The sequence below is a fragment of the Peptostreptococcus sp. genome (assembly GCF_036639115.1).
GTDB lineage: Bacteria > Bacillota > Clostridia > Peptostreptococcales > Peptostreptococcaceae > Peptostreptococcus.
In genome coordinates, this window is the sequence record NZ_JAVWJH010000005.1 from 198,331 (window position 1) to 218,673 (window position 20,343).

A 20,343-nucleotide genomic window follows, 5' to 3' on the forward strand; every position below is an offset into this window, starting at 1 on the left:
AGCAAAAGATAAGTAATTTATAAAAATATAGAGTGAAGAATATATATTATGAGTAGGTCATGTATGTTTATTATGAAGAATAAAAATACATGACCTATGTTTAGCGCCTAGAAATAAAGATGAGAAGTTTAGCGCATGAAAATAAAGATGAGAAAAATAATTAAAGAAAAATAATTTAGAATATTTATAAAAGTATGGACAATTAGAAAACTATACTGTATAATAACCCTATTATTCAGATTGGGGGAGTAGAGATATGGGGAAAATTCCTAGTTATGATGAAGGATTAGAATTATTAAAAAAATATAATAAAGATGCATTTCATATACAGCATGGCGAAACAGTAGGTGCAGTAATGGGGTGGTTTGCTGAAAAATATGATCCAGACAATGTTGAATTTTGGAGGATTGTAGGACTTCTTCACGACCTAGATTTCGAGATGTATCCTGATGAACATTGTGTAAAACAAGTAGATATAATGAAAGAGGAAGGCTTGGATGAATCCATAATAATATCGACTACAAGTCATGGTTATGGGCTTACAGGGTCCGTGTCTAAACCTGAAAAATTGATGGAGAAAATACTCTATGCTAGTGATGAACTGACAGGTATAATAGGGGCAGCGGCCTTGATGAGACCTTCAAAGAGTGTTTCAGACATGGAGTTAAAGTCAGTCAAAAAGAAGTTTAAAGATAAAAAGTTTGCAGCAGGTTGTTCTAGAGATGTAATCAGACAAGGAGCAGAAAATCTAGATTGGGAATTAGATGAATTGCTTCAAATGACGCTAGATGCTATGAAGGCTACAGAAAAACAATAAATGAAGTCTATAAAAATAAAGAAGAATCAAAGACATTGGAGTACTATAAAAAATAATAAAAATTTTGATAGTAAGATAAGTACTCAATAGTTTTGAAAAAAATAATAAAGCCAAATAATAAAACTATAAACAAAGCTAAATAAAAAAGTTATAAATAAAAAAGCTATAAAAGAAAAATAATAAAGCATACTAATACAAAAACTAATATAAAAAATAAGGCGACATCAAGTTTGGTGTCGTCTTATTTTGTGAACATATATAAAATTGCGCATTAAAAGCTTCATATTTTACATTATTAATTAAAAAATAGAAACAGCGTTGGTGTAAATTAATTAATAATGTAAATAGGATAGATTTGAATTATTAAAGAATAAGAAAATATATCTAAAATCAAGATAATCGAAGTAGATTAGAGATATATTTAAAAAAAGAAATATTTATTAAGAAAAGATATTTATATAAGATAAAGTCATCAATAATACTTAAAATTAAACAGAAGGGTGTCGATTTAGTCATCAACACCCTATCCGTTTAATGAGGGTGCTTTAAAGGTATATTATAATAGCTCTTTAAAGCTAGTGTTTTGGCAAGGCCTTTTCTTTATAATAATCATAGCAAAGAGCGTATGGTTTACATTTTTGCCATTTACCCCTTCCTCTTTGTCCAATGAATTTACCTTTTTCTGCGATTAATTCGCCTCTAAGATAGACTTTTTCAGGTAATCCATTAAATTTAAATCCTTCAAAAGGACTATAATCAGTGTCATGAAGACTGTCAATATTTCTAATAATACCTTCAAAATCAGGGTCAAATATAATGATATCTGCATCGGAACCGATAGAAATATCACCCTTTTGTGGATATAATCCAACAACTTTTGCAGGTTGAGTTGCAAAGAGTTCTACAAATTTTTGTCTTGTTATTTTGCCCTCACATACACCCTTTGTCCATAATAGTGCGAGTCTGTCCTGAACTCCAGGGCAGCCATTTGGTATTTTACTAAAGTCTCCAATACCTCTTTTTTTTGCTTCAAATCCACCATCTACGGCACAATGATCTGATCCAACCGCCTGTATCCATCCCTTTTGAACACCCTCCCAAAGAGCATCTAGATGCATTTGAGGTCTAAGTGGGGGAGCACAAACATATTTTGCACCTTCAAAGTTAGGTTTTGCAAGGTAGTCAGTAGTTAGAGTCAAGTAGTGAGTACAAGTCTCGGCAAAGATTGGCCATCCTTGTTCATTAGCATTTCTAACTGCTTCCATTGCTTCTTTGACACTGACATGTACCACATAGAGTGGACAGTCTGCAGATTTGGCAAGAGAGATAGCTCTTTCGGTAGCCTCTTGCTCTGCTATAGGAGGTCTAGAATAGTAGTGATACACTGGATCTGTGCAACCTTCTTCCAGATACTTCCTCTGTAATACATTTATTATATCTGCATTTTCAGCGTGTACCATCATAGTTATACCGTGTTTTTTGGCTATATTCATAGCTTTTAGAATAGATTCATCATCTGAATAAAAGTTTGTTCCTTTATATGCCATAAATAGTTTTAGTGATGCTACACCTATTTCTGGAAGTTTTGGAATTTCTTCAAAAACAGAGTCTTTAGGGTCCATGATTATTCCATGGAAGGCATAGTCAACACAAGCTTGGTTTTCTGCCTTTGAGGCCTGTTTTTTGATAGCATCTATAAGGGAAACATCTTTATCTTGAGGAGCAAAGTCAACTATAGTAGTAGTGCCTCCTACAGCTGCAGCATCAGTAGTATTAAATAATTTAGATCCAAAGGAACCATAGTGGACATGCTCGTCTACACCACCTGGAAATATGTATTTTCCAGTAGCATCAACTATTTCATCTATGGTATTTGAAAGATCTTTTCCTATTTCTTTTATTATTCCATCTTCTATATAGATATCAGCCATATATTCATTTACAGAAGTGATAATTTTACCGTTTTTAATTAGAGTTTTCATAGTTTATCCTTTCAAAAAAGGAGACATCTTCAACAATGCCTCCTTCTTATTTATCTAGTAATCAAATTATTTTTGTTGAGATATTTACTTGTCTAATTTTCTTGCGTGCTTAGTATAAACTGAAGAATCAATTCCTTCTAGATATTTGACTACATCATCTACTGACATAACATCACAGAATTTAGCTTCCATGTCAAACATATTCCATTCTATAACGCCAGGGACTCTGTCACCAACAGTCCCCTCTGGTATAACTGTCTTAAATCCGTAACCTGTCGAATCCATTACGGTATGACGTACACATGCACAAGATGTGGCACCCATAACTATTAGTGTATCTACACCCAAATAGTTAAGAGTCTGAGCTAGGTGTGTTCCAAAGAAGTTTGAAGCATACTTTTTATGAATTACTGGTTCTTCTGGTCTTGGCTTTAGCTTTGGATCTATTTCCATCCAATCTGCATCTATATCAAGTGCACTCATAGGTATCTTTTCGTCCCATCTAGGTAGATCCCACTGTTGTTCACCAACATAACCTGTAGTAGTGTGGAATATAGGAACTCCAGCTTTACGACCTGCTTCAAGTACCTTTAGAGCATTTTCGCATACTTCATTTGAGTGGTCACAAGTAAATACATGTCCTTCACTCATCCAAGCCTTTGCCATATCAACTGTTGTGATAGCAGGTGCCTTGCCAACACCCATCTCTCTCATAAATCCACGTTCTTTATATATTTTTCTAGCTTCTGCAAAAGCCCTCTTTAAAAGTTCTGTATCAAACTCATAATCATTCACAAATTTATAATCCTTATTTTCTGCCATAACACTAACCTCCTGTTTTTAATGGTTTTATAACTAAGTTGTTAAAAATCGTTAACTAAAAATTATTTTCGGCGCCGTTGAAACAAAATAAATAAAATTGAGAATTGTTTGTTTATTTAATTTGTTATATACATCATAATTGATAATTTATTGCTAATCAATAAGTTTTAAAGAGATGTCAAGCATTGTACAATGACAGATTATTGACAATATGCTTGCAATATGACAGATTTCTGACGTATAATAGTGTATATAAGCTAGATTGAAGGGAAGAACATGGGTAAATAAATTTTAATATGTTATTTTATAATCATGGGGGCGCGTATGAAAACAAGAAGGTTATCTCCTCTTGGATTTTTGATGGAGAGTTTAAATATACAGTCAGTATTACTATCAAGGGAGTTGCATGTAGATGCAAGCTTGATAAGTAAGTGGAAAAGTGGAGTGAGGAAAATAAGTAGCAGCTCTATTTATTTTGATCAGATAGTAGAATTTATATTAGAAGAAAGTAAAAAAAGTAATCATCAAATATTGAGCAAGTTATTATCTGAAATATATCCTTTGGAAGATATAAAGGATGATAGGGTGAAAGATCTTCTTATAATGTTACTTGCAAGCAAAGAAGTGGTCTATACAGATCAGTTAGATATTCAAATAGATAATCAACAGAGTCTAGTAAATATAGCTTCTTATGAACAAAATAACGGGAGAAGAAAGGCAATTATGACTCTTTTGGATTATGCGAAGACAATGAAGTCAGCTGGTAAAATAATTTTTATAGATTCTGAAGAGTATGATTGGTTACTTGAAGACATAAAGTTTGCTGAGAAATTTAAAGAAGAATTTTTAGCTTTACTGGATAGGGGCTTTGAAGCAGAGTTTGTAATTCATTTTTCTTCATACCGAAAAAGATTTATAAAATTCTTTGAAAGTTTTAATGAATTACTCTTTCATCAAAATGTAAAGTGGTATTATTATGAATGTTATGATGAGGATGTATTTAAATTTTCTCAATTTATACTGGATAAATCTATTTCTTTGCTCGGTATATCCGCATCCCATGAAAGCTCAACTACTATGGTGTTTACTGACACCTCATCAATAATAAAACACTGGACTATGGCAAAAACTGTCATAGCAAATTGTCATGAGTTATTTGTAAACTTTGAAACAGAAAAATGTGACGAAGTATTAGAATATGTGGCAGCAATTAGAAAAAGAGGAGCTATATATTCATATCTACCAGTTCCAGCATTTGTATCAACTAGTTCAAACCTTTTAGAGGAGATATTGAGGGATAATAATATTGAAGAAAGAAAAATAGACCAGTGTTTGAGTATAAATAAAAAAATGAGAGACATGATAAAATTTCAGTACCATGGACTGGAGAATGTGGCGGAAAGAGTAGTTCAGATATTTCAACTAGAAGAGATGAAAAGAAGAATAGATAACGCTGAGTTTATTAGTTGTAGCCTTACGCTACTTGGAGATCAATTAGTAAAGGTAAGCAAGAAGCAATATGCACAGGGATTAAAGGAACTGGCTCATAATTTGGAGATAAATAACAATATGAGCGTGGTATTGCTTTCGAGTGTAGATAATGTATCATTGCCAGCAATTTCTGAAATGAACTGTTGGTGCAAACAAAATACATGGATGATTCAAATGGATGGGAAAGGATTTCGTATAAGTGATGAAGTAAGTATAGTAAATGCAGCTTCTATAGCATTTGAGCGATGTATAAGAAAGGTGCCACCTGAAAGAAAGGAAAAGTCATCTGTCATATCTTATCTTTTTGAACTTTCGAAAACATTAGAAACTGTGGAATAGCTTTGTTTAAAATTTTTTTAAGAGTAGATAAAAAATAAGAGTTAAAAGCAAATAATAAAAATAAATAATTAAAAACAAATAATAAAAATAAATAATTAAAAATAATGGAATAAAGTGAAAAAAATAAAAGGCTCCTAGTAAGTTACTGGGAGCCTTTTATCTTCTTGATGATCAAAGTAAAACTAATCTCTTAAATAAAACTAGTTTTGTGCTGGAACTGAAGGTACATAAACCCTAGTAGACAACTCGTCGTCTATCATATATAGACTAGCTTGATCATTACAAGATCTCTTTATTTTCTTTACAAGATTTGTAAAGTTTTCTTCTTCTTCAACCTGCTCATCAACAAACCATCTTAGAAAGCTCATTGTAGCGTGTTCCTTTTCGTCTAGAGCGATATTAGCGATATTGTAAATTCTCTTTGTAACCATTTGCTCATGCTTTAGACCTTCTTTAAATACATCTAAAAGATTTTCGAATTTAAATCTTGGCTCTTCAATAGCTTCAAGCTTTACACGTCCACCCTTTTGGAAGACATAAGTGTAAATTGTCATGGCATGATCTAGTTCTTCTTGTGCCTGAACCTTAAAGAAGTTCGCAGCTCCAGGGAAGTCCTTATCTTCAGCATATGCAGACATTGCAAGGTAAGTATAGGCTGAATAATATTCAAAATTGATTTGATCATTTAGTGCTTTTTCTAGATTTTCACTTAACATATTTATCACCCCTCTAATTAACTATTATATCACTTTTTCAATGAGAAAAAAAGAGTCGCTAATTGATAATAGATCATTAAATTTGTCTATATCATGGTTATTTTCAATGTTTTTTATCTAATTTTTGCCCACATATGATATAATAATCTTTGTTGATTTTTGTATAATTGACGACTGTATATAATATGAAAATAGTAGACTTATGGTTATTGTTGAAAATTAAATTTTAACTTAAAAAAGACCCTATAAATTAATAGATATCTATAAGGTAGATATAAGTATATAGGGTATATTGAAGTATAAAAAGATATTGTATCATTTGTTTGATATGCTAAAGATAAGTATAAATATAAGGAGGAAATATGTTATTATTAGCCGATAAATGGAAAGAGTATGAATTAGTAGATATGGGCGGTGGAGAAAAGCTAGAAAGATGGGGGGATTATGTACTTAGACGTCCAGATCCTCAAGTTATTTGGCCTATTGCAAAGGAATGGAATCTATGGAAGAACCCTCATGGACACTATCATAGAAGCAGTAAAGGTGGAGGAAGCTGGGAAGCAAAAAAGAGCTATCCTAACCAATGGATTGTAAACTATGGACCTTTAAAATTTAAGATAAAGCCAACTGGATTTAAGCATACAGGACTATTTCCTGAGCAAGCAGCCAACTGGGACTGGATGATGGATAAGATCAAAAAGGCAAAGAGACCAATAAAGGTATTGAATCTATTTGCTTACACTGGTGGAGCATCTGTAGCTTGTGCATATGCAGGAGCAGAAGTGTGTCATGTGGATGCTGCCAAGGGTATGGTCAATTGGGCAAAGGAAAATCTTGAAGTATCTGATCTTAAGGATAGAAAGGTTAGATTTATAGTAGATGATGTGTTTAAGTTTGTTGAAAGAGAAATAAGAAGAGGAAATAAATATGATGCTATAATAATGGACCCACCTTCATATGGAAGAGGACCAAAGGGTGAAGTTTGGAAGATAGAAGATAAGCTATATGAATTTGTAGATTTATGTATGCAAGTTCTATCAGACCAGCCATTGTTTATGTTGATAAACTCATACACTACAGGTTTTTCGCCAATAGTAATAGAAAATATACTAGAAACTACTATTGCCAAAAAGGTTAGAGGTGGAAAAGTATACGCAGGTGAAGTAGGTATACCTGCATCTAAAACAGGTATGATTCTTCCTTGTGGAATATTTGGTCGTTGGGAAAGTATGGAGGGTTAAAAATGAAATTAAATGTTATATATGAAGATAATCACTTATTAGTAGTTGAAAAAATCCCTAACATACTTTCTCAGGCAGATAATACAAAGGATGTGGATATGTTATCTCTTTGTAAAAGTTATGTGAAAGAAAAGTATGACAAACCAGGTAATGTATTTATGGGACTAGTTCATAGATTAGATAGACCAGTCGGTGGGGTAATGGTGTTTGCAAAGACTTCAAAGGCGGCTTCTAGGTTGTCAGACCAAATAAGAACTAGAACTATGAAGAAGACATATCAGGCTGTAGTAGTGGGCAAGTGTGAAAAGTCTGGGGATTATGTGGATTATTTGTATAAAAATACTGAAAAAAACATGGTAAGTGTTGTGGATAAAAAGAAAAAAGATGCTAAAGAAGCAAAGCTTAGCTATAGGCTGATCAAGGATAGTTACTCAAAAAAGGACAAAAAAGAATATTCTCTTGTAGAAATAGATCTTCATACAGGTAGACCTCATCAGATTCGTGTACAGTTTTCTTCAAGAAAACATCCTTTATATGGTGATCAGAGATATTCTTCAGAATCAAAGGTTGGAGAGCAGATAGCACTTTGGGCAACAAAGCTTGAACTATTTCACCCGACCAAGAAAGAAAAAATGATATTTGAGTGCAGACCTCCCAAAGAGTATCCTTGGAATTTATTTTAAAGTTTAGCTTGGGGAATAGAAATAAAATGAAAGATTTTAAAAAATATAAAAAAGAATTAAGTAATAAAGAAAATAAATCTCTAATAAAAGATAAAGCTGATAAGGGGAATCTAAATTATGGGGGATTTTTCATAGAGAAAGCATTAGGTAATAATAAATTTTCTTATGAAGATAGAGAATTAAAAAAAATATATGTACCAAGTCTGATAGATGGTGGATTTTCGGATATTTCAATAGGTGTTGAAGCTTCTTTCGTTGAAGTCGATGAAGGTGTCGAAAAACACTGTATAGGTCTTGAAAATATGTATCATCTAGTAGGGCAAGGTATAGCAGAAGGCAAGGATATCTACCTATTTGACAATCATAACCATTCTTTTTATTTTTGGTGCAAGGCACTAAAAGAAAATAAATTTAAAAAGGGTGTGAGATTGGTTCATATAGATCAACATAAAGACACTAGAGAAGCGGAAAACTATGACGTAGATATTGATGACATAGAAGATGTAAAAAAATATACTAATGAAGTATTGAATGTAGGAAGCTTTATAAAGCCTGCACTTTATCACAACATATTCGATGATGTGGATATAGTTGATTCCACATATAGCATGGAAAAAGAAATAGCAGCTGAATACGTATTAGACATAGACCTAGATTTCTTTTCTAAGGATATGGACTATATAGATTTGGATTGGAAACTCGATAAAGTATCAGAGTATATTCAAGGCGCAGATGTGATTACTATAGCGACAAGTCCATTTTTTATAGGGCAAGAAAGGGCTATAGATGTTCTTAAAATGTTGTTTGCTATAGAAAAAAGACACAATCTGTGATAATATTACAATAGAAAAAAACGATAAATTACGTGTTTGGAGGAAAAATATGTTATTTGAAAATTGGAGAAATTTAAGTGAAAGCCACGAAAATGAAGAATCAGAAATTAAGTTTTGGGAAGAGTTCCTAAAGGCTGAAACTTCTATATATGATACTGTTCTTAACAATAAGACAGATTTGATAGCAGGAAAGTTAGTAGATTTAGCTAAGCAGTACAATACAACAGCAGAGTTTTTCATGGGATTTTTGGATGGAGTAAATGAAAGTTTAGAATCTGAATTAGATCTTGAAAAAATTGAGGAAGATACAGTTATTAGTGCTAAGATAAACTGGGAAAAGCTATACTTCAATATGGTACATGTAGAGGCACATTGGCTATACAATCTAAAGGGATGGGATGATATTTTACCTACAGATTTTAGAAAAAAGACTCAAAGAGAATTTAATAAATCTAAGATAGTAGTGAAGGAAGAAAGAATAGGAAGAAATGATCCATGTCCATGCGGAAGTGGTAAAAAATATAAGAAGTGTTGTGGAAAATAATTTATCATAACAAAATGTATTTTAAAGCAAAAGTTTAAAATAATGAAAAAAATCTACCTTATATGGAGTTTTAATTTAAAAACTTTATATAAGGTATTTTTATTATAGTAAATATAAATAGCAAAAATATATATTTATCAAGAAAATTAAGGAAATATTGTGAAAAAATAGATGAATAGCAAAAATATTTCCGAAAATATAATAAAATATTACAAATGGATAAAAATTAATATTAAAAAAAATTTTTGTATAAAATTTACCAAACTTGTTGACAGAAATGCTTTCTTGTTGTAAAATAATATGTTAGTCTTGACGAAAAGATCTATTTATGCTAAAATAGAGATACGTTTTGAAGGATGGTGATATTTTTGGCAACAACAGCTACATTGGATAATATTAGACATACGTTAGAAAAGTATGTTGGCAAGAAAATATTGCTTAAGGCAAACAAAGGAAGAAAACAGATTGTTACCAAGCAAGGAGTTTTAGAAACGGTATATCCTAGCGTTTTTGTTATAAGAGTCGGACATGGTGAAAACACTGAAGGCTTCAGAAGAGTCGCATATAGCTATTCAGATCTTTTGACTGAAACAGTTAAAATCAAGGTATATAAGAATAGCAAGGATGACAAGAAGATAAGTTAATCGAGATGAGAAAACAATGTGCGCTAGAAGGCGGCAAGAGTTAGATTTATAAAGTTGCTACAGTTTAAAGAGCGGTTTTTTATTGTAGCATAGAAAGGGCTGTTATAACTGGATAACCAGTATATGACAGCCCTTTTTAGTTGGAAAAATTTTGAAAAAAGAGATCTATTAAATAAAAAGATTGTTTAAGAGAAAAAAGCTCTAGTAAAGGAACATAAGTTAAAGTTGTAGTGGTATTAGAATTTTTATTTTAAGTACACAGAATATTTTTTTTGTAGTATAATTAAAGTTATAAATAATATTGTATTGTGGATACAATTCGACAAAATTTTATATGAGTAACTTATAAATTTATAGATATTTAAAATGATTATTTCGGCTTATGCTTTAGTCATGGGGTGATAGATTATAAATATTGTATTTTTATAGTTATTTATAAACACAGAGTCACGATTGATATTGAAAATATTTTCTGTATGATGTTATAGATAGGTATTTAGATTTGTTTGGAGGAGTTAGATGGATAGTATAAAATTGAGAGCTAGGGCAAAGATTAATTTGTCCATAGATATAAAGGGGATATTTGAAGATGGTTATCATGATTTGGAAATGGTAATGCAGTCCATCAATCTTTCTGATTATATTTTGATTAGAAAGGTCAATCAAGGATTTAAGATGACTAGCTCTAATCCAGATGTTCCATTAGATAAAAAAAATATTATTTATAAGACTTGGAATTTATTAAAAGAAAAGTATTCAATTGATGGTGGTATAGAAGTTTTTCTTGAAAAAAATATACCAATAGCAGCTGGTATGGCTGGCGGAAGTACGGATTCAGCAGCGATATTTGTTGGAATAAATAGACTTTTTGAGCTAGGTCTAAGTGAAGATGAGATGATTGAAGATTCTAAAGAACTGGGATCTGATATAGCATTTTGTATCAAAGGGGGAACATATCTAGCTACGGGTAAGGGAACAAACTTAAAAAAACTACTTGGATTGGATAGAAATATTAAAATTCTAGTATGTAAACCAAATGTGTTCGTATCTACAAAAAGAGTATATAAGAAATTTGACGCTATGTATAAGGAGTCCTTTGATGTGGCCTATAGACCAGACAACGAGACATTATTATCTGGTTTGAAAAACAGAGATAGCCAAAAGATTGTAGATGGCATGGGAAATGTCCTAGAGCCAGTGACTAAATCTTGGTGTAAGGATATACAGAGAATAGAAAATACAATGAAAAAATTTGGGGCCTATAGCACTATGATGAGTGGAAGCGGGCCGACAGTTTTTGGTTTTTTTAAAGATTATAAGAGCATAAATAAGTGTAGTAGTATATTGAAGAAGAGATATAGCCAGACCTATATCACTTCTGCGTCTAACAAGGGGGTTGAAATTTGTGGGAATAAATAATCTTACATTGGATAATTACAAACCATTAAGAGATGTTGTGTTTGAAAATATTAGAGAAGCAATAATGGAAGGCACTCTAAGACCAGGAGAACGACTGATGGAAATACAGCTAGCAGAACAACTAGGTGTCAGCAGAACTCCTGTTAGAGAGGCTATAAGAAAGCTAGAACTAGAAGGATTGGTAGTCATGTTGCCTAGAAAGGGAGCATATGTTGCCAGTATAAGTAAAAAAGATTTAGTTGATATATTGGAATTAAGGGTCGGGCTAGAAGGATTGGCAGCTTTTTATGCAGCTGAAAGAATATCTAGTGAAGGAATTGAAAACTTAGAACAAATATCAAGAGATTTGGAAAGTTATGTACATCAAAATGATGTCACAAATATGTTGAAAAAAGATGAGGAGTTTCATAACGCCATCTTTGAGTCTACAGGCAATGCTAGATTGAAAAGCACTATGCTATCAATTTGGGAACCTGTTTATAGATTTAGATTAAAATATATGTCTGATTATAGTTCAGCCGTAAATATTGTAGATGAACACAATAGAATAATCGAGGCGTTAAAGAAAGGAGAGGCGGATCTTGCAGAAAAATTAGCCAAGGAACATATAGAAAAGGCAGAACAATTCATGATAGAAGAGTTGATGCAAGACGAAACCGTGTAATAAATGGATAATAGACCTATAGGAGTATTTGATTCTGGACTAGGTGGCTTGACAGTGCTAAAAGAAATTAATAGATATCTTCCAAATGAGGATACTGTTTATTTTGGAGATACTGCGAGAGTTCCATATGGACAAAGATCAAAAGAAACAATAATGAAATATACTTTTCAAGCAATAAATTTTTTGTCTACGAAAGATGTAAAGGCTATTGTCATTGCTTGTAACACCGCCACAGCTAGAGCACTAGTAGAGGCACAAGAAAAATATGATATACCTATTATGGGTGTAATAGAAGCTGGTGCGAAGTCAGCAGTAGAATATACAAAGAATAAGGTGGTAGGAGTGATTGGAACCGCTGCTACAATCAATTCAAATGCCTATAATAAAGCTATAGAAAATATGGATGAATCGGTAGAAGTAATAGGCAAGGCGTGTCCTTTATTTGTTCCTTTGGTAGAAGAAGGTTGGGCAAATAAGGAAATATCATCTACAGCAGCCCATATGTACTTAGATGAGTTGGTAGATCAAGGTATAGATTCTTTGGTTTTGGGGTGTACTCATTACCCAATCTTAAAAAAAACCATAGGAGAAGCCGTGGGTATGAGCATAAAGCTGATTAATCCTGCAAGAGAAACTGCTCTAAAGCTTAAGGATATCTTGGAAGAAAATCACATGTTCAACGATAAAAATGAAGTTGGAAGCTGTAAATATTTTGTTTCAGATATCAATGAACAATTTTCCAAAATAGCAGGTGAATTTCTAAAAAGAGATATAGCTGATATAGATAAAGTGGAAATACAAAAATATTAAGATAGAAATAAGCCTAAAATAAGCATAATATGTTAAATATATAGACATAGAGAGATGTATTGGCAGAAAAATGGGTATTGGTAAGAGTAAGTGCTTATTAAAATATTGCTAGGGAGGTGAAGATATGGAAGGTAGAGATGTAAAAATAAAAGTGAGAACATCTCAATTCATAGAAAATGGTGAAGAAAATACAGTAGAAAGTTTTTATAAAGGTAAAAGAGTAGAAAAAAACGGAAGTATATACATCAATTTTCAAGAATTTGACACAGTTAAAGATTCTAAGAGTATAATCAAAATTGGCGAGGATGAAGTCATAATCTTTAAATCAGGAGAGGTTATATCAAAGATGAGATTTAGGGAAGATAAGAAACATAAATCAGATTATAAAACCCCCTATGGCGACTTTAATATGAGTGTTTATACATATAAAATATCAAAAAAAATTGAAGAAGAACAATTAAAATTAAATCTTGACTATAAGGTATCTATTGAAGGATTAATGGATGCAAATAATAGGGTTGAGATTAAGGTGACTTCAGAATAAAGATAATGCGGTAATTATAAAGGCAGGATAAAATAGATCTTGTTATGATTGCCGCTTTAACTATATATCGAACGAAAGAAAGGATTGTTTGGTGGTAAATATGTTATATGAAGATGTGCTAGAAACTGTAAAAAAGAACAATCTAATAAATGAAAATGATAAAATAGTAGTTGCTTTATCTGGTGGACCGGATTCGGTTTGCTTGCTTCACGTGCTTCATAGAATGTCCAAGGAGATGAATCTCAAGGTATATGCAGCACATCTAAACCATCAAATTAGAGGTTTGGATGCCTATGTGGATTCCTTATATGTCATGAGAATATGTGAGAGTCTAGAAGTTCCTTGCTTTATAAGAGCGATAGATGTACCAAAATTTTGTGATGAAAATAAGATGGGACTAGAAGACGGAGCTAGAATGTTAAGGTATGATATATTTGAAGAAATAAGAGAGCGTGTGGGTGCAGATAAAATTGCCATTGGGCATAATCAAAATGATCAAGCGGAAACAGTTTTGATGAGAGTTATGAGAGGCACAGGTCTTCAAGGTCTTCGAGGTATAGAATATAAAAGAGATGAAAATATCATAAGACCAATCTTGGATATAAGCAGGGAAGAAATAGAAAAATACTGTGAAGAATACGAATTGTCACCTAGAATAGATGCAACCAATTTAGAGGCAATCTATTCTAGAAATAAAATAAGGTTGAAGCTTCTTCCCTACATGAAAGAAGAATTCAATGAAAACATTATTGAAAGTATAGTTCGAATGTCAAATAATATTAAAGTGGATAGTGACTATATAGATTCTCAGGTGAAAATAGCTTATGAAGAGGCTGCAAAATCATATGAAGATGGTGTATATATTTTCACAGATATTTTGAAAAATATGCACAAAGCAATACAATCGAGAATAGTAATAGAAGCAATTAAGAAAGTAATGGGAAATGCCAAATCAATAGACAAAAAACATATAAATGATGTCTTAAAACTAATTTCAGATACTAAAAAAAGTAAAAAAATTAATCTTCCAAAGGGACTTTTTGCATATAGATTTAATGATTATATTATGATAACTAAAAAGAAAATTAATTTTGAAAATATAGAATTTAGTTATAATTTAGAGCTCGGCAAGGATATATATATAGACGAAATAGCTAAAACCTTTAAATCTAAAGTGATTGAGGCTAGTGAATTTGACATAGATAGTATGGAAGAGGGATGTCAGTATATTGACTTTGGCAAAATAAAAGGCAATCTAACATTGAGAAATAAGCGACAAGGTGATAAAATAAGATTACAAGGTGGAACAAAAAAGATTAAAGAGCTGTTTATAGGTATGAAGATACCTAGAGAAGATAGATCGCTTGTTCCTCTGATTGTAGATGAAGGTATTGTTATTTCTGTGTGTGGATACAGAATCAATGCAGATTACAAAATAAACGATGATACAGAAAAAATACTTAAATTTACATTAGAATAGATTCTTACAATTAAATAGGAACGGAGGAGGAAACTTATTGAATAGGACACTGAAGGGTGCTGGTATTTATTTGGTGATACTAGTTTTAATAGTATTCATAGTACAGTACTCTGGGGGACAAAGTGAGAAGATTGAAGATATGCAGTTTTCGAATGTCTACAAGGAGCTTCAAGACGGCAATATATCATCTCTTCACATAATTGATCAGACAGGTATTGAAGGTACCTTAAAAGATGGAAAGACGAAGTTTAAGTCTTACATTCCTGAGGAGGTCAAGGGAGATCAGCTTTCTGACGATCTACTTAAAAGCATAGAGAAAGACAAGCTTAAAGTAGGTGCTGAAGCTAAGCCAAAGCCTCCATGGTTATTAGAAATGTTGCCAACCTTATTATTATTAGCATTTATGGTGATTGCATTTTTCATGTTGATGAATCAGTCTCAAGGTGGCGGTGGAAAGGTAATGAATTTTGCCAAATCTAAAGCTAAGGTACATAAAGATAATGATAAAGACAAGGTAACGTTCAGTGATGTTGCAGGACTAAAGGAAGAAAAGGAAGAACTGAAAGAAGTAGTAGATTTCTTGAAATATCCAAAGAAATATATTGAGTTGGGTGCTAGAATACCTAAGGGTATACTATTAGTAGGCCCTCCAGGAACGGGTAAAACATACCTGTCTAGAGCCGTAGCTGGAGAAGCAGGAGTACCATTTTTCAGTATAAGTGGTTCAGACTTTGTTGAGATGTTTGTAGGTGTGGGTGCATCTAGAGTTAGAGATCTATTTGAACAGGCCAAAAAAGAATCACCAGCAATTATATTCATAGATGAGATAGATGCTGTTGGTAGAAAAAGAGGCGCTGGTCTAGGTGGAGGACACGATGAAAGAGAACAAACACTTAATCAGTTGCTAGTAGAGATGGATGGGTTTGGAGTAAATGAAGGAATAATTATTATGGCTGCTACAAATAGACCAGACATATTGGACCCTGCTATACTAAGACCAGGTCGTTTTGATAGACAGGTTGTAGTAGGAAAGCCAGATGTAAGGGGTAGAGAAGCTATATTTAAGGTTCATTCCCACAATAAACCATTGGCAGAAGATGTCAATCTAACAGTATTGGCAAAGAGTACGCCAGGATTCACTCCAGCAGATATAGAAAATATAATGAATGAAGCAGCGATACTTACTGCTAGAAAAAAAGAAGAAAAAATATCTATGAAATCTATAGAAGAATCAATCACCAAGGTAGTAGTGGGTGTTGCGAAGAAGTCAAGAGTAATCAGTGAGAAGGAACGTATACTTACAGCCTACCATGAAGGTGGACATGCAGTATGTGCTCACGTATTAGATCTTATGGATCCGGTACATCAGGTTACTATCATACCAAGAGGTATGGCTGGTGGATTTACGATGCAGCTGCCAACAGAAGATAAATATTACACTACAAAGGGTGAAATGATGCAGGAGTTGATAGTTTTACTTGCTGGTAGAGTATCTGAAGAAATTAATTTAGATGATATATCTACAGGAGCATCAAATGACTTGGAGAGAGCCTCTGCCATAGCTAGAAATATGGTATCCAAGTATGGTATGAGTGAGAAGCTAGGTCCAGTAACATATGATACCAATGATGAGGTATTTATTGGAAATAGCATAGGTCATACTAAGGAATACTCTGAAGAAGTAGCTTCAGAAATAGACGATGAAGTAAGGAGCATAATAAATGATGCTTATGGAAAGACTAAGAAGCTATTACTTGAAAATCAAGAAAGATTAGACTATATAGCTAAGGCATTGCTAGAGTTTGAAACATTAAACGACAAGCAGTTTGAAGAAGCTTTTAATATGTCTTTAGCCTTAGATGAAGAAGAGGCTAGTAAAGAGGCAATAGAAGCAACTATACAGTCAATTGAAAAAGAAAATAAAGAAGAATTAGATGGAAATGAAGAAATTTAGAGTTTAAATAAAACTGCCCAATTTATGTAAAAATAATTTGAGGCAGTTTTTTTGTACAAAAATATGTATAAATGTCTATAAATGGGCAATTTAAATAGATATTATTGATTATTATTGTGATTATTATGTTAAGATACAGTAAGGTCTATAATTAATTGATAATGGTTGAAAACTAAAAAATAGAACTAGGGGGAATGAAGATGGAAGAAAATAAGAAAGATACTAATAATAGAACTTCATTTAACAAAAAAACAAGTAAAGAACAGGTGTTGGATATTTTAATTGAAAATACATCTAGACATATATCTGGGGAAACTATATCACAACAGTTGGGTATCTCTAGAGCTTCTATATGGAAACATATCAATTCTTTAAAAAAGGAAGGCTTTGAAATAGAGTCTAAAAGTGGAATAGGTTATATTCTTACTGGGAAAACTGATGACAGCTTGACTTCTTATGAAATTAAAAGAGGGCTAGAGACCAATTTTATAGGTCAAAACATTGAGTATTTTAAAAGTATTGATTCTACAAATATTTTTGCCAAAAGTATTGCATTAAAATCAGATGAAGGAAGTGTTGTGATATCTGATGAGCAAGTCAGTGGAAAAGGTAGAACAGGTAGAGAATGGATATCAAAGCGAGATGAGGGAGTTTACTTTAGTATTATACTAAAGCCTAATATACCTATTATGAGGGCAAGTTTTCTGACTCAAGTAGCTGGAGCAGCTATGGTATCAAGCCTTAAAAAGATGGGTGTAGAGAGCCTTATCAAGTGGCCAAATGATATAATAATAAATGGCAAAAAGGTTGCAGGAATACTAACAGAAATGAGTGCGGAAATAGATCGAATATCTTATATTGTAGTAGGTATAGGTATAAATTTATATAACGAAAATTTTGATAAGGAGATAGAATCGAAGGCTAGCTCATTGAAAAAAGAAGGTTATATTATAGATAAAAAAGAGTTTTTACAGACTTTTTTCAGTGAATTTGAAAATTTATACAAGAAATTTTTAGATGGAGAAAATAAAAGTACTCTATCTATACTGAGAGAGAAATCGGCAGTTTTAAATAAATATGTATATATAATAGATGGCAATCAAAAAATAAAAGTATACGCCAAAAACATTGATGAAAATGGAAATCTTTTGGCAGAAAAAGAAAATGGAAATATTGAAACAATTTTTACAGGGGAAATATCAATCAGAGGCTTAGAGTCATATATTTAATTAAAGTAGATATTTTGAAGTCAAAAATTTAGAATGTAAAGAAAAATATATTAAAAAATAAAGAGTTTAAACCATAAAAATTAATAAAAAATATGAGAAGAACAGAGTATACAATATAATTCTTGATTATATATATTTCTGGTGATAAAATAGTAATGTTATTCATAAAAAGCATGCAAAAAGCAAAAAACAAGTAAAAAATAATATATGAAAATAAGTTAAATAATATAGAGAAGAAGGAAAGGATAATAAAAATGTTATTAGTTTTCGATGTTGGAAATACAAATATGGTCTTGGGAGTGTATGACGGCAAGGCTTTAATAAGAGATTGGAGAATAAATACTGACCTTAATAAAACTTCTGATGAATATGGAGTTTTGATTAATAATTTGTTTGATGCAAGTGATATACCGCTAACATTTATAAATGATATAATTATATCTTCAGTAGTGCCAGCAGTAATGCACTCTTTAGAAAATTTTTGTAAAAAATACTGTAACATTAATCCTTTGGTTGTTGGACCTGGAATAAAAACAGGGTTAAATATCAAGTATTATGACCCTAAAATGGTGGGTGCTGACAGAATAGTAAATGCTGTATCAGCAATATCAAAGTATAAAACACCACTAATTATAATTGATTTTGGAACTGCGACTACTTACTGTGCTATATCAGAAAGTGGGGAATACCTAGGAGGGTCTATATCACCAGGTGTCAAGATATCAAGTGAGGCTTTGTTTCAAAATGCGTCAAAGCTGCCAAGAGTGGAGCTTATAAAGCCAGATGTTACTATATGTAAGGATACTGTATCTGCAATGCAGGCTGGAATAATATACGGATATGCAGGTCAGGTAGAAAAGATAGTGACATTGATGAAAGAAGAGCTTGGAGATGAAAATACAACAGTAATTGCAACAGGAGGTCTTGCGAATCTAATATGTAGTGAGACAGATGTAATAGATGTAGTTGATTCAAATCTATCTCTTGAGGGACTTAGACTTATACATGAGAAGAATAAGGTTCAGTAATAATTTCTGAGTTCTAGTAGAAATGAGAGGTAAAGATGAAATTTAGAGATTTTGAGGTTGAAAACGAGGTTTTTCTGGCTCCGATGGCAGGAGTAACGGATCTACCGTTTAGATTAATATGCAAGGAGCATGGATGTGGGCTTTTATACACAGAAATGATCAATGCAAAAGCGCTTTGTTATGATGATGAAAAAACAAAAAAAATGCTGAATATATTTGAAGAAGAGATGCCAGTAGCAATCCAGATATTTGGCAGTGAAGCGGAATATATGGGAAGGGCAGCTGAAATACTAAATAAATATCCTAATGCAATTTTAGATATTAATATGGGCTGCCCAGCGCCAAAAGTAGTGAAAAATGGGGATGGTTCTGCACTTATGAGAAATCCAGAGCTTGCAAAAAGAGTAATATCATCTGTTGTAGAAAACTCTGAAAAGCCAGTAACCTTAAAGATTAGAAAAGGCTGGGATGATGAACATCTAAACGCACTGGAAATAGCTAAAATAGCTGAAGAATGCGGAATATCAGCTCTTACTATACATGGAAGAACAAGAGAACAGTACTACACAGGCAAGGCAGACTGGGACATAATAAAATTGTTAAAGTCAGAGTTAACTATACCAGTGATAGGAAATGGCGATGTGGCAAGCATAGAAGATGCTATTAAAATGAAAGAAGATACAAATTGCGACGCCATAATGATTGGAAGAGGTGCTCAGGGAAATCCTTGGATATTTGATAGAATCAGCCACTATCTAAAAACTGGTGAAATAAGGCAACTTCCTAGTAAGGAAGAAAAATTGGATGTAGCTATAAAACATATGAAGCTGTCAGTTAAAGAGCACGGTGAGTTTGTAGCTGTAAGAGAGATGAGAAAGCATCTAGGCTGGTATCTAAAGGGAATGAAAAATTCTGCAAGATTTAGAGATGAAATCAATAAAATGGAAAATGTTGATGAAGTAATAGCTAAGCTATTGGAGTATAAGCAAACAAGATAAATTTTGATGAATATTTGCTTTTATATCAAATTTGAAAAGATTGATAAAGTCGATATAAAAAAATGTGATTTTCAAAAACAGTTTTGATTTGAAAAGCGAGTGTTT

General features: G+C 32.3%; 19 protein-coding genes. 16 read left to right on the forward strand and 3 right to left on the reverse strand.

All coding sequences use genetic code 11. The features are described 5' to 3' along the window. The first annotated feature begins 256 nt into the window (after positions 1-256). On the forward strand, positions 257-817 hold the full coding sequence (locus RR561_RS07780; protein WP_332507139.1) for a hydrolase: 561 nt from the start codon (positions 257-259) through the stop codon (positions 815-817). Between the two features lie 575 nt (positions 818-1,392). On the opposite strand, the gene hydA is transcribed toward RR561_RS07780, so the two are convergent. Further along, on the reverse strand, positions 1,393-2,799 hold the full coding sequence (gene hydA / locus RR561_RS07785; protein ID WP_332507141.1) for a dihydropyrimidinase: 1,407 nt from the start codon (positions 2,797-2,799) through the stop codon (positions 1,393-1,395). Positions 2,800-2,883: 84 nt separating this feature from the next. After that, positions 2,884-3,621: an isochorismatase family protein gene (locus RR561_RS07790; protein WP_332507142.1), complete on the reverse strand. Its 738-nt coding sequence runs from the start codon at positions 3,619-3,621 to the stop codon at positions 2,884-2,886. A gap of 324 nt (positions 3,622-3,945) precedes the next feature. Between RR561_RS07790 and RR561_RS07795 the strand changes: the two genes are divergently transcribed. Further along, the gene (locus RR561_RS07795) at positions 3,946-5,451 is read left to right on the forward strand and encodes a hypothetical protein (RefSeq protein WP_332507144.1); all 1,506 of its coding nucleotides are present in this window, start codon (positions 3,946-3,948) and stop codon (positions 5,449-5,451) included. A gap of 200 nt (positions 5,452-5,651) precedes the next feature. Here RR561_RS07795 and RR561_RS07800 read toward each other — a convergent pair whose 3' ends face one another. After that, on the reverse strand, positions 5,652-6,167 hold the full coding sequence (locus tag RR561_RS07800; protein ID WP_332507146.1) for a ferritin: 516 nt from the start codon (positions 6,165-6,167) through the stop codon (positions 5,652-5,654). 362 nt (positions 6,168-6,529) lie between these two features. Here RR561_RS07800 and RR561_RS07805 point away from each other — a divergent pair, with 362 nt between their 5' ends. The 14 genes from RR561_RS07805 to dusB all read left to right on the forward strand — a co-directional run bounded on the left by RR561_RS07805 (position 6,530) and on the right by dusB (position 20,238). After that, positions 6,530-7,408, forward strand: a complete 879-nt coding sequence (locus tag RR561_RS07805; RefSeq protein ID WP_332507148.1) for a class I SAM-dependent methyltransferase — start codon at positions 6,530-6,532, stop codon at positions 7,406-7,408. 2 nt (positions 7,409-7,410) lie between these two features. Continuing rightward, a complete protein-coding gene (locus RR561_RS07810) occupies positions 7,411-8,091 on the forward strand; it encodes an RluA family pseudouridine synthase (protein WP_332507150.1) in 681 nt (226 codons plus the stop codon). A gap of 26 nt (positions 8,092-8,117) precedes the next feature. After that, positions 8,118-8,924 carry a UPF0489 family protein gene (locus tag RR561_RS07815; protein WP_332507151.1) on the forward strand — a complete coding sequence of 269 codons (807 nt, stop codon included), beginning with the start codon at positions 8,118-8,120 and terminating at the stop codon, positions 8,922-8,924. A gap of 49 nt (positions 8,925-8,973) precedes the next feature. Beyond that, entirely contained in the window at positions 8,974-9,468 is a 495-nt protein-coding gene (locus RR561_RS07820) for an SEC-C metal-binding domain-containing protein (protein ID WP_332507153.1), read from the forward strand. A gap of 368 nt (positions 9,469-9,836) precedes the next feature. Further along, positions 9,837-10,112 carry a Veg family protein gene (locus tag RR561_RS07825; RefSeq protein WP_332507155.1) on the forward strand — a complete coding sequence of 92 codons (276 nt, stop codon included), beginning with the start codon at positions 9,837-9,839 and terminating at the stop codon, positions 10,110-10,112. Between the two features lie 519 nt (positions 10,113-10,631). Beyond that, a complete protein-coding gene (gene ispE / locus RR561_RS07830) occupies positions 10,632-11,531 on the forward strand; it encodes a 4-(cytidine 5'-diphospho)-2-C-methyl-D-erythritol kinase (RefSeq protein WP_332507156.1) in 900 nt (299 codons plus the stop codon). Next, the gene (locus RR561_RS07835; RefSeq protein WP_332507157.1) at positions 11,518-12,195 is read left to right on the forward strand and encodes a GntR family transcriptional regulator; all 678 of its coding nucleotides are present in this window, start codon (positions 11,518-11,520) and stop codon (positions 12,193-12,195) included. Before ispE ends, RR561_RS07835 begins: the two co-directional genes overlap by 14 nt. Positions 12,196-12,198: 3 nt before the next feature. Continuing rightward, on the forward strand, positions 12,199-13,005 hold the full coding sequence (murI, locus tag RR561_RS07840) for a glutamate racemase (RefSeq protein ID WP_332507158.1): 807 nt from the start codon (positions 12,199-12,201) through the stop codon (positions 13,003-13,005). A 124-nt stretch (positions 13,006-13,129) separates the two neighbouring features. Next, complete coding sequence (locus RR561_RS07845) at positions 13,130-13,549, forward strand: DUF1934 domain-containing protein (protein WP_332507160.1); 420 nt, start codon at positions 13,130-13,132, stop codon at positions 13,547-13,549. A 100-nt stretch (positions 13,550-13,649) separates the two neighbouring features. After that, positions 13,650-15,029 (forward strand): tRNA lysidine(34) synthetase TilS, encoded by a 1,380-nt coding sequence (tilS, locus tag RR561_RS07850; protein ID WP_332507161.1) that lies wholly within the window; start codon positions 13,650-13,652, stop codon positions 15,027-15,029. 37 nt (positions 15,030-15,066) lie between these two features. After that, positions 15,067-16,983: an ATP-dependent zinc metalloprotease FtsH gene (gene ftsH, locus RR561_RS07855; protein WP_332507163.1), complete on the forward strand. Its 1,917-nt coding sequence runs from the start codon at positions 15,067-15,069 to the stop codon at positions 16,981-16,983. Between the two features lie 200 nt (positions 16,984-17,183). After that, positions 17,184-18,212: a biotin--[acetyl-CoA-carboxylase] ligase gene (locus RR561_RS07860; protein WP_332507165.1), complete on the forward strand. Its 1,029-nt coding sequence runs from the start codon at positions 17,184-17,186 to the stop codon at positions 18,210-18,212. 254 nt (positions 18,213-18,466) lie between these two features. Continuing rightward, a complete protein-coding gene (locus RR561_RS07865; RefSeq protein ID WP_332507167.1) occupies positions 18,467-19,240 on the forward strand; it encodes a type III pantothenate kinase in 774 nt (257 codons plus the stop codon). Positions 19,241-19,275: 35 nt separating this feature from the next. Further along, positions 19,276-20,238: a tRNA dihydrouridine synthase DusB gene (gene dusB, locus RR561_RS07870; protein ID WP_332507169.1), complete on the forward strand. Its 963-nt coding sequence runs from the start codon at positions 19,276-19,278 to the stop codon at positions 20,236-20,238. Positions 20,239-20,343 lie beyond the last annotated feature (105 nt).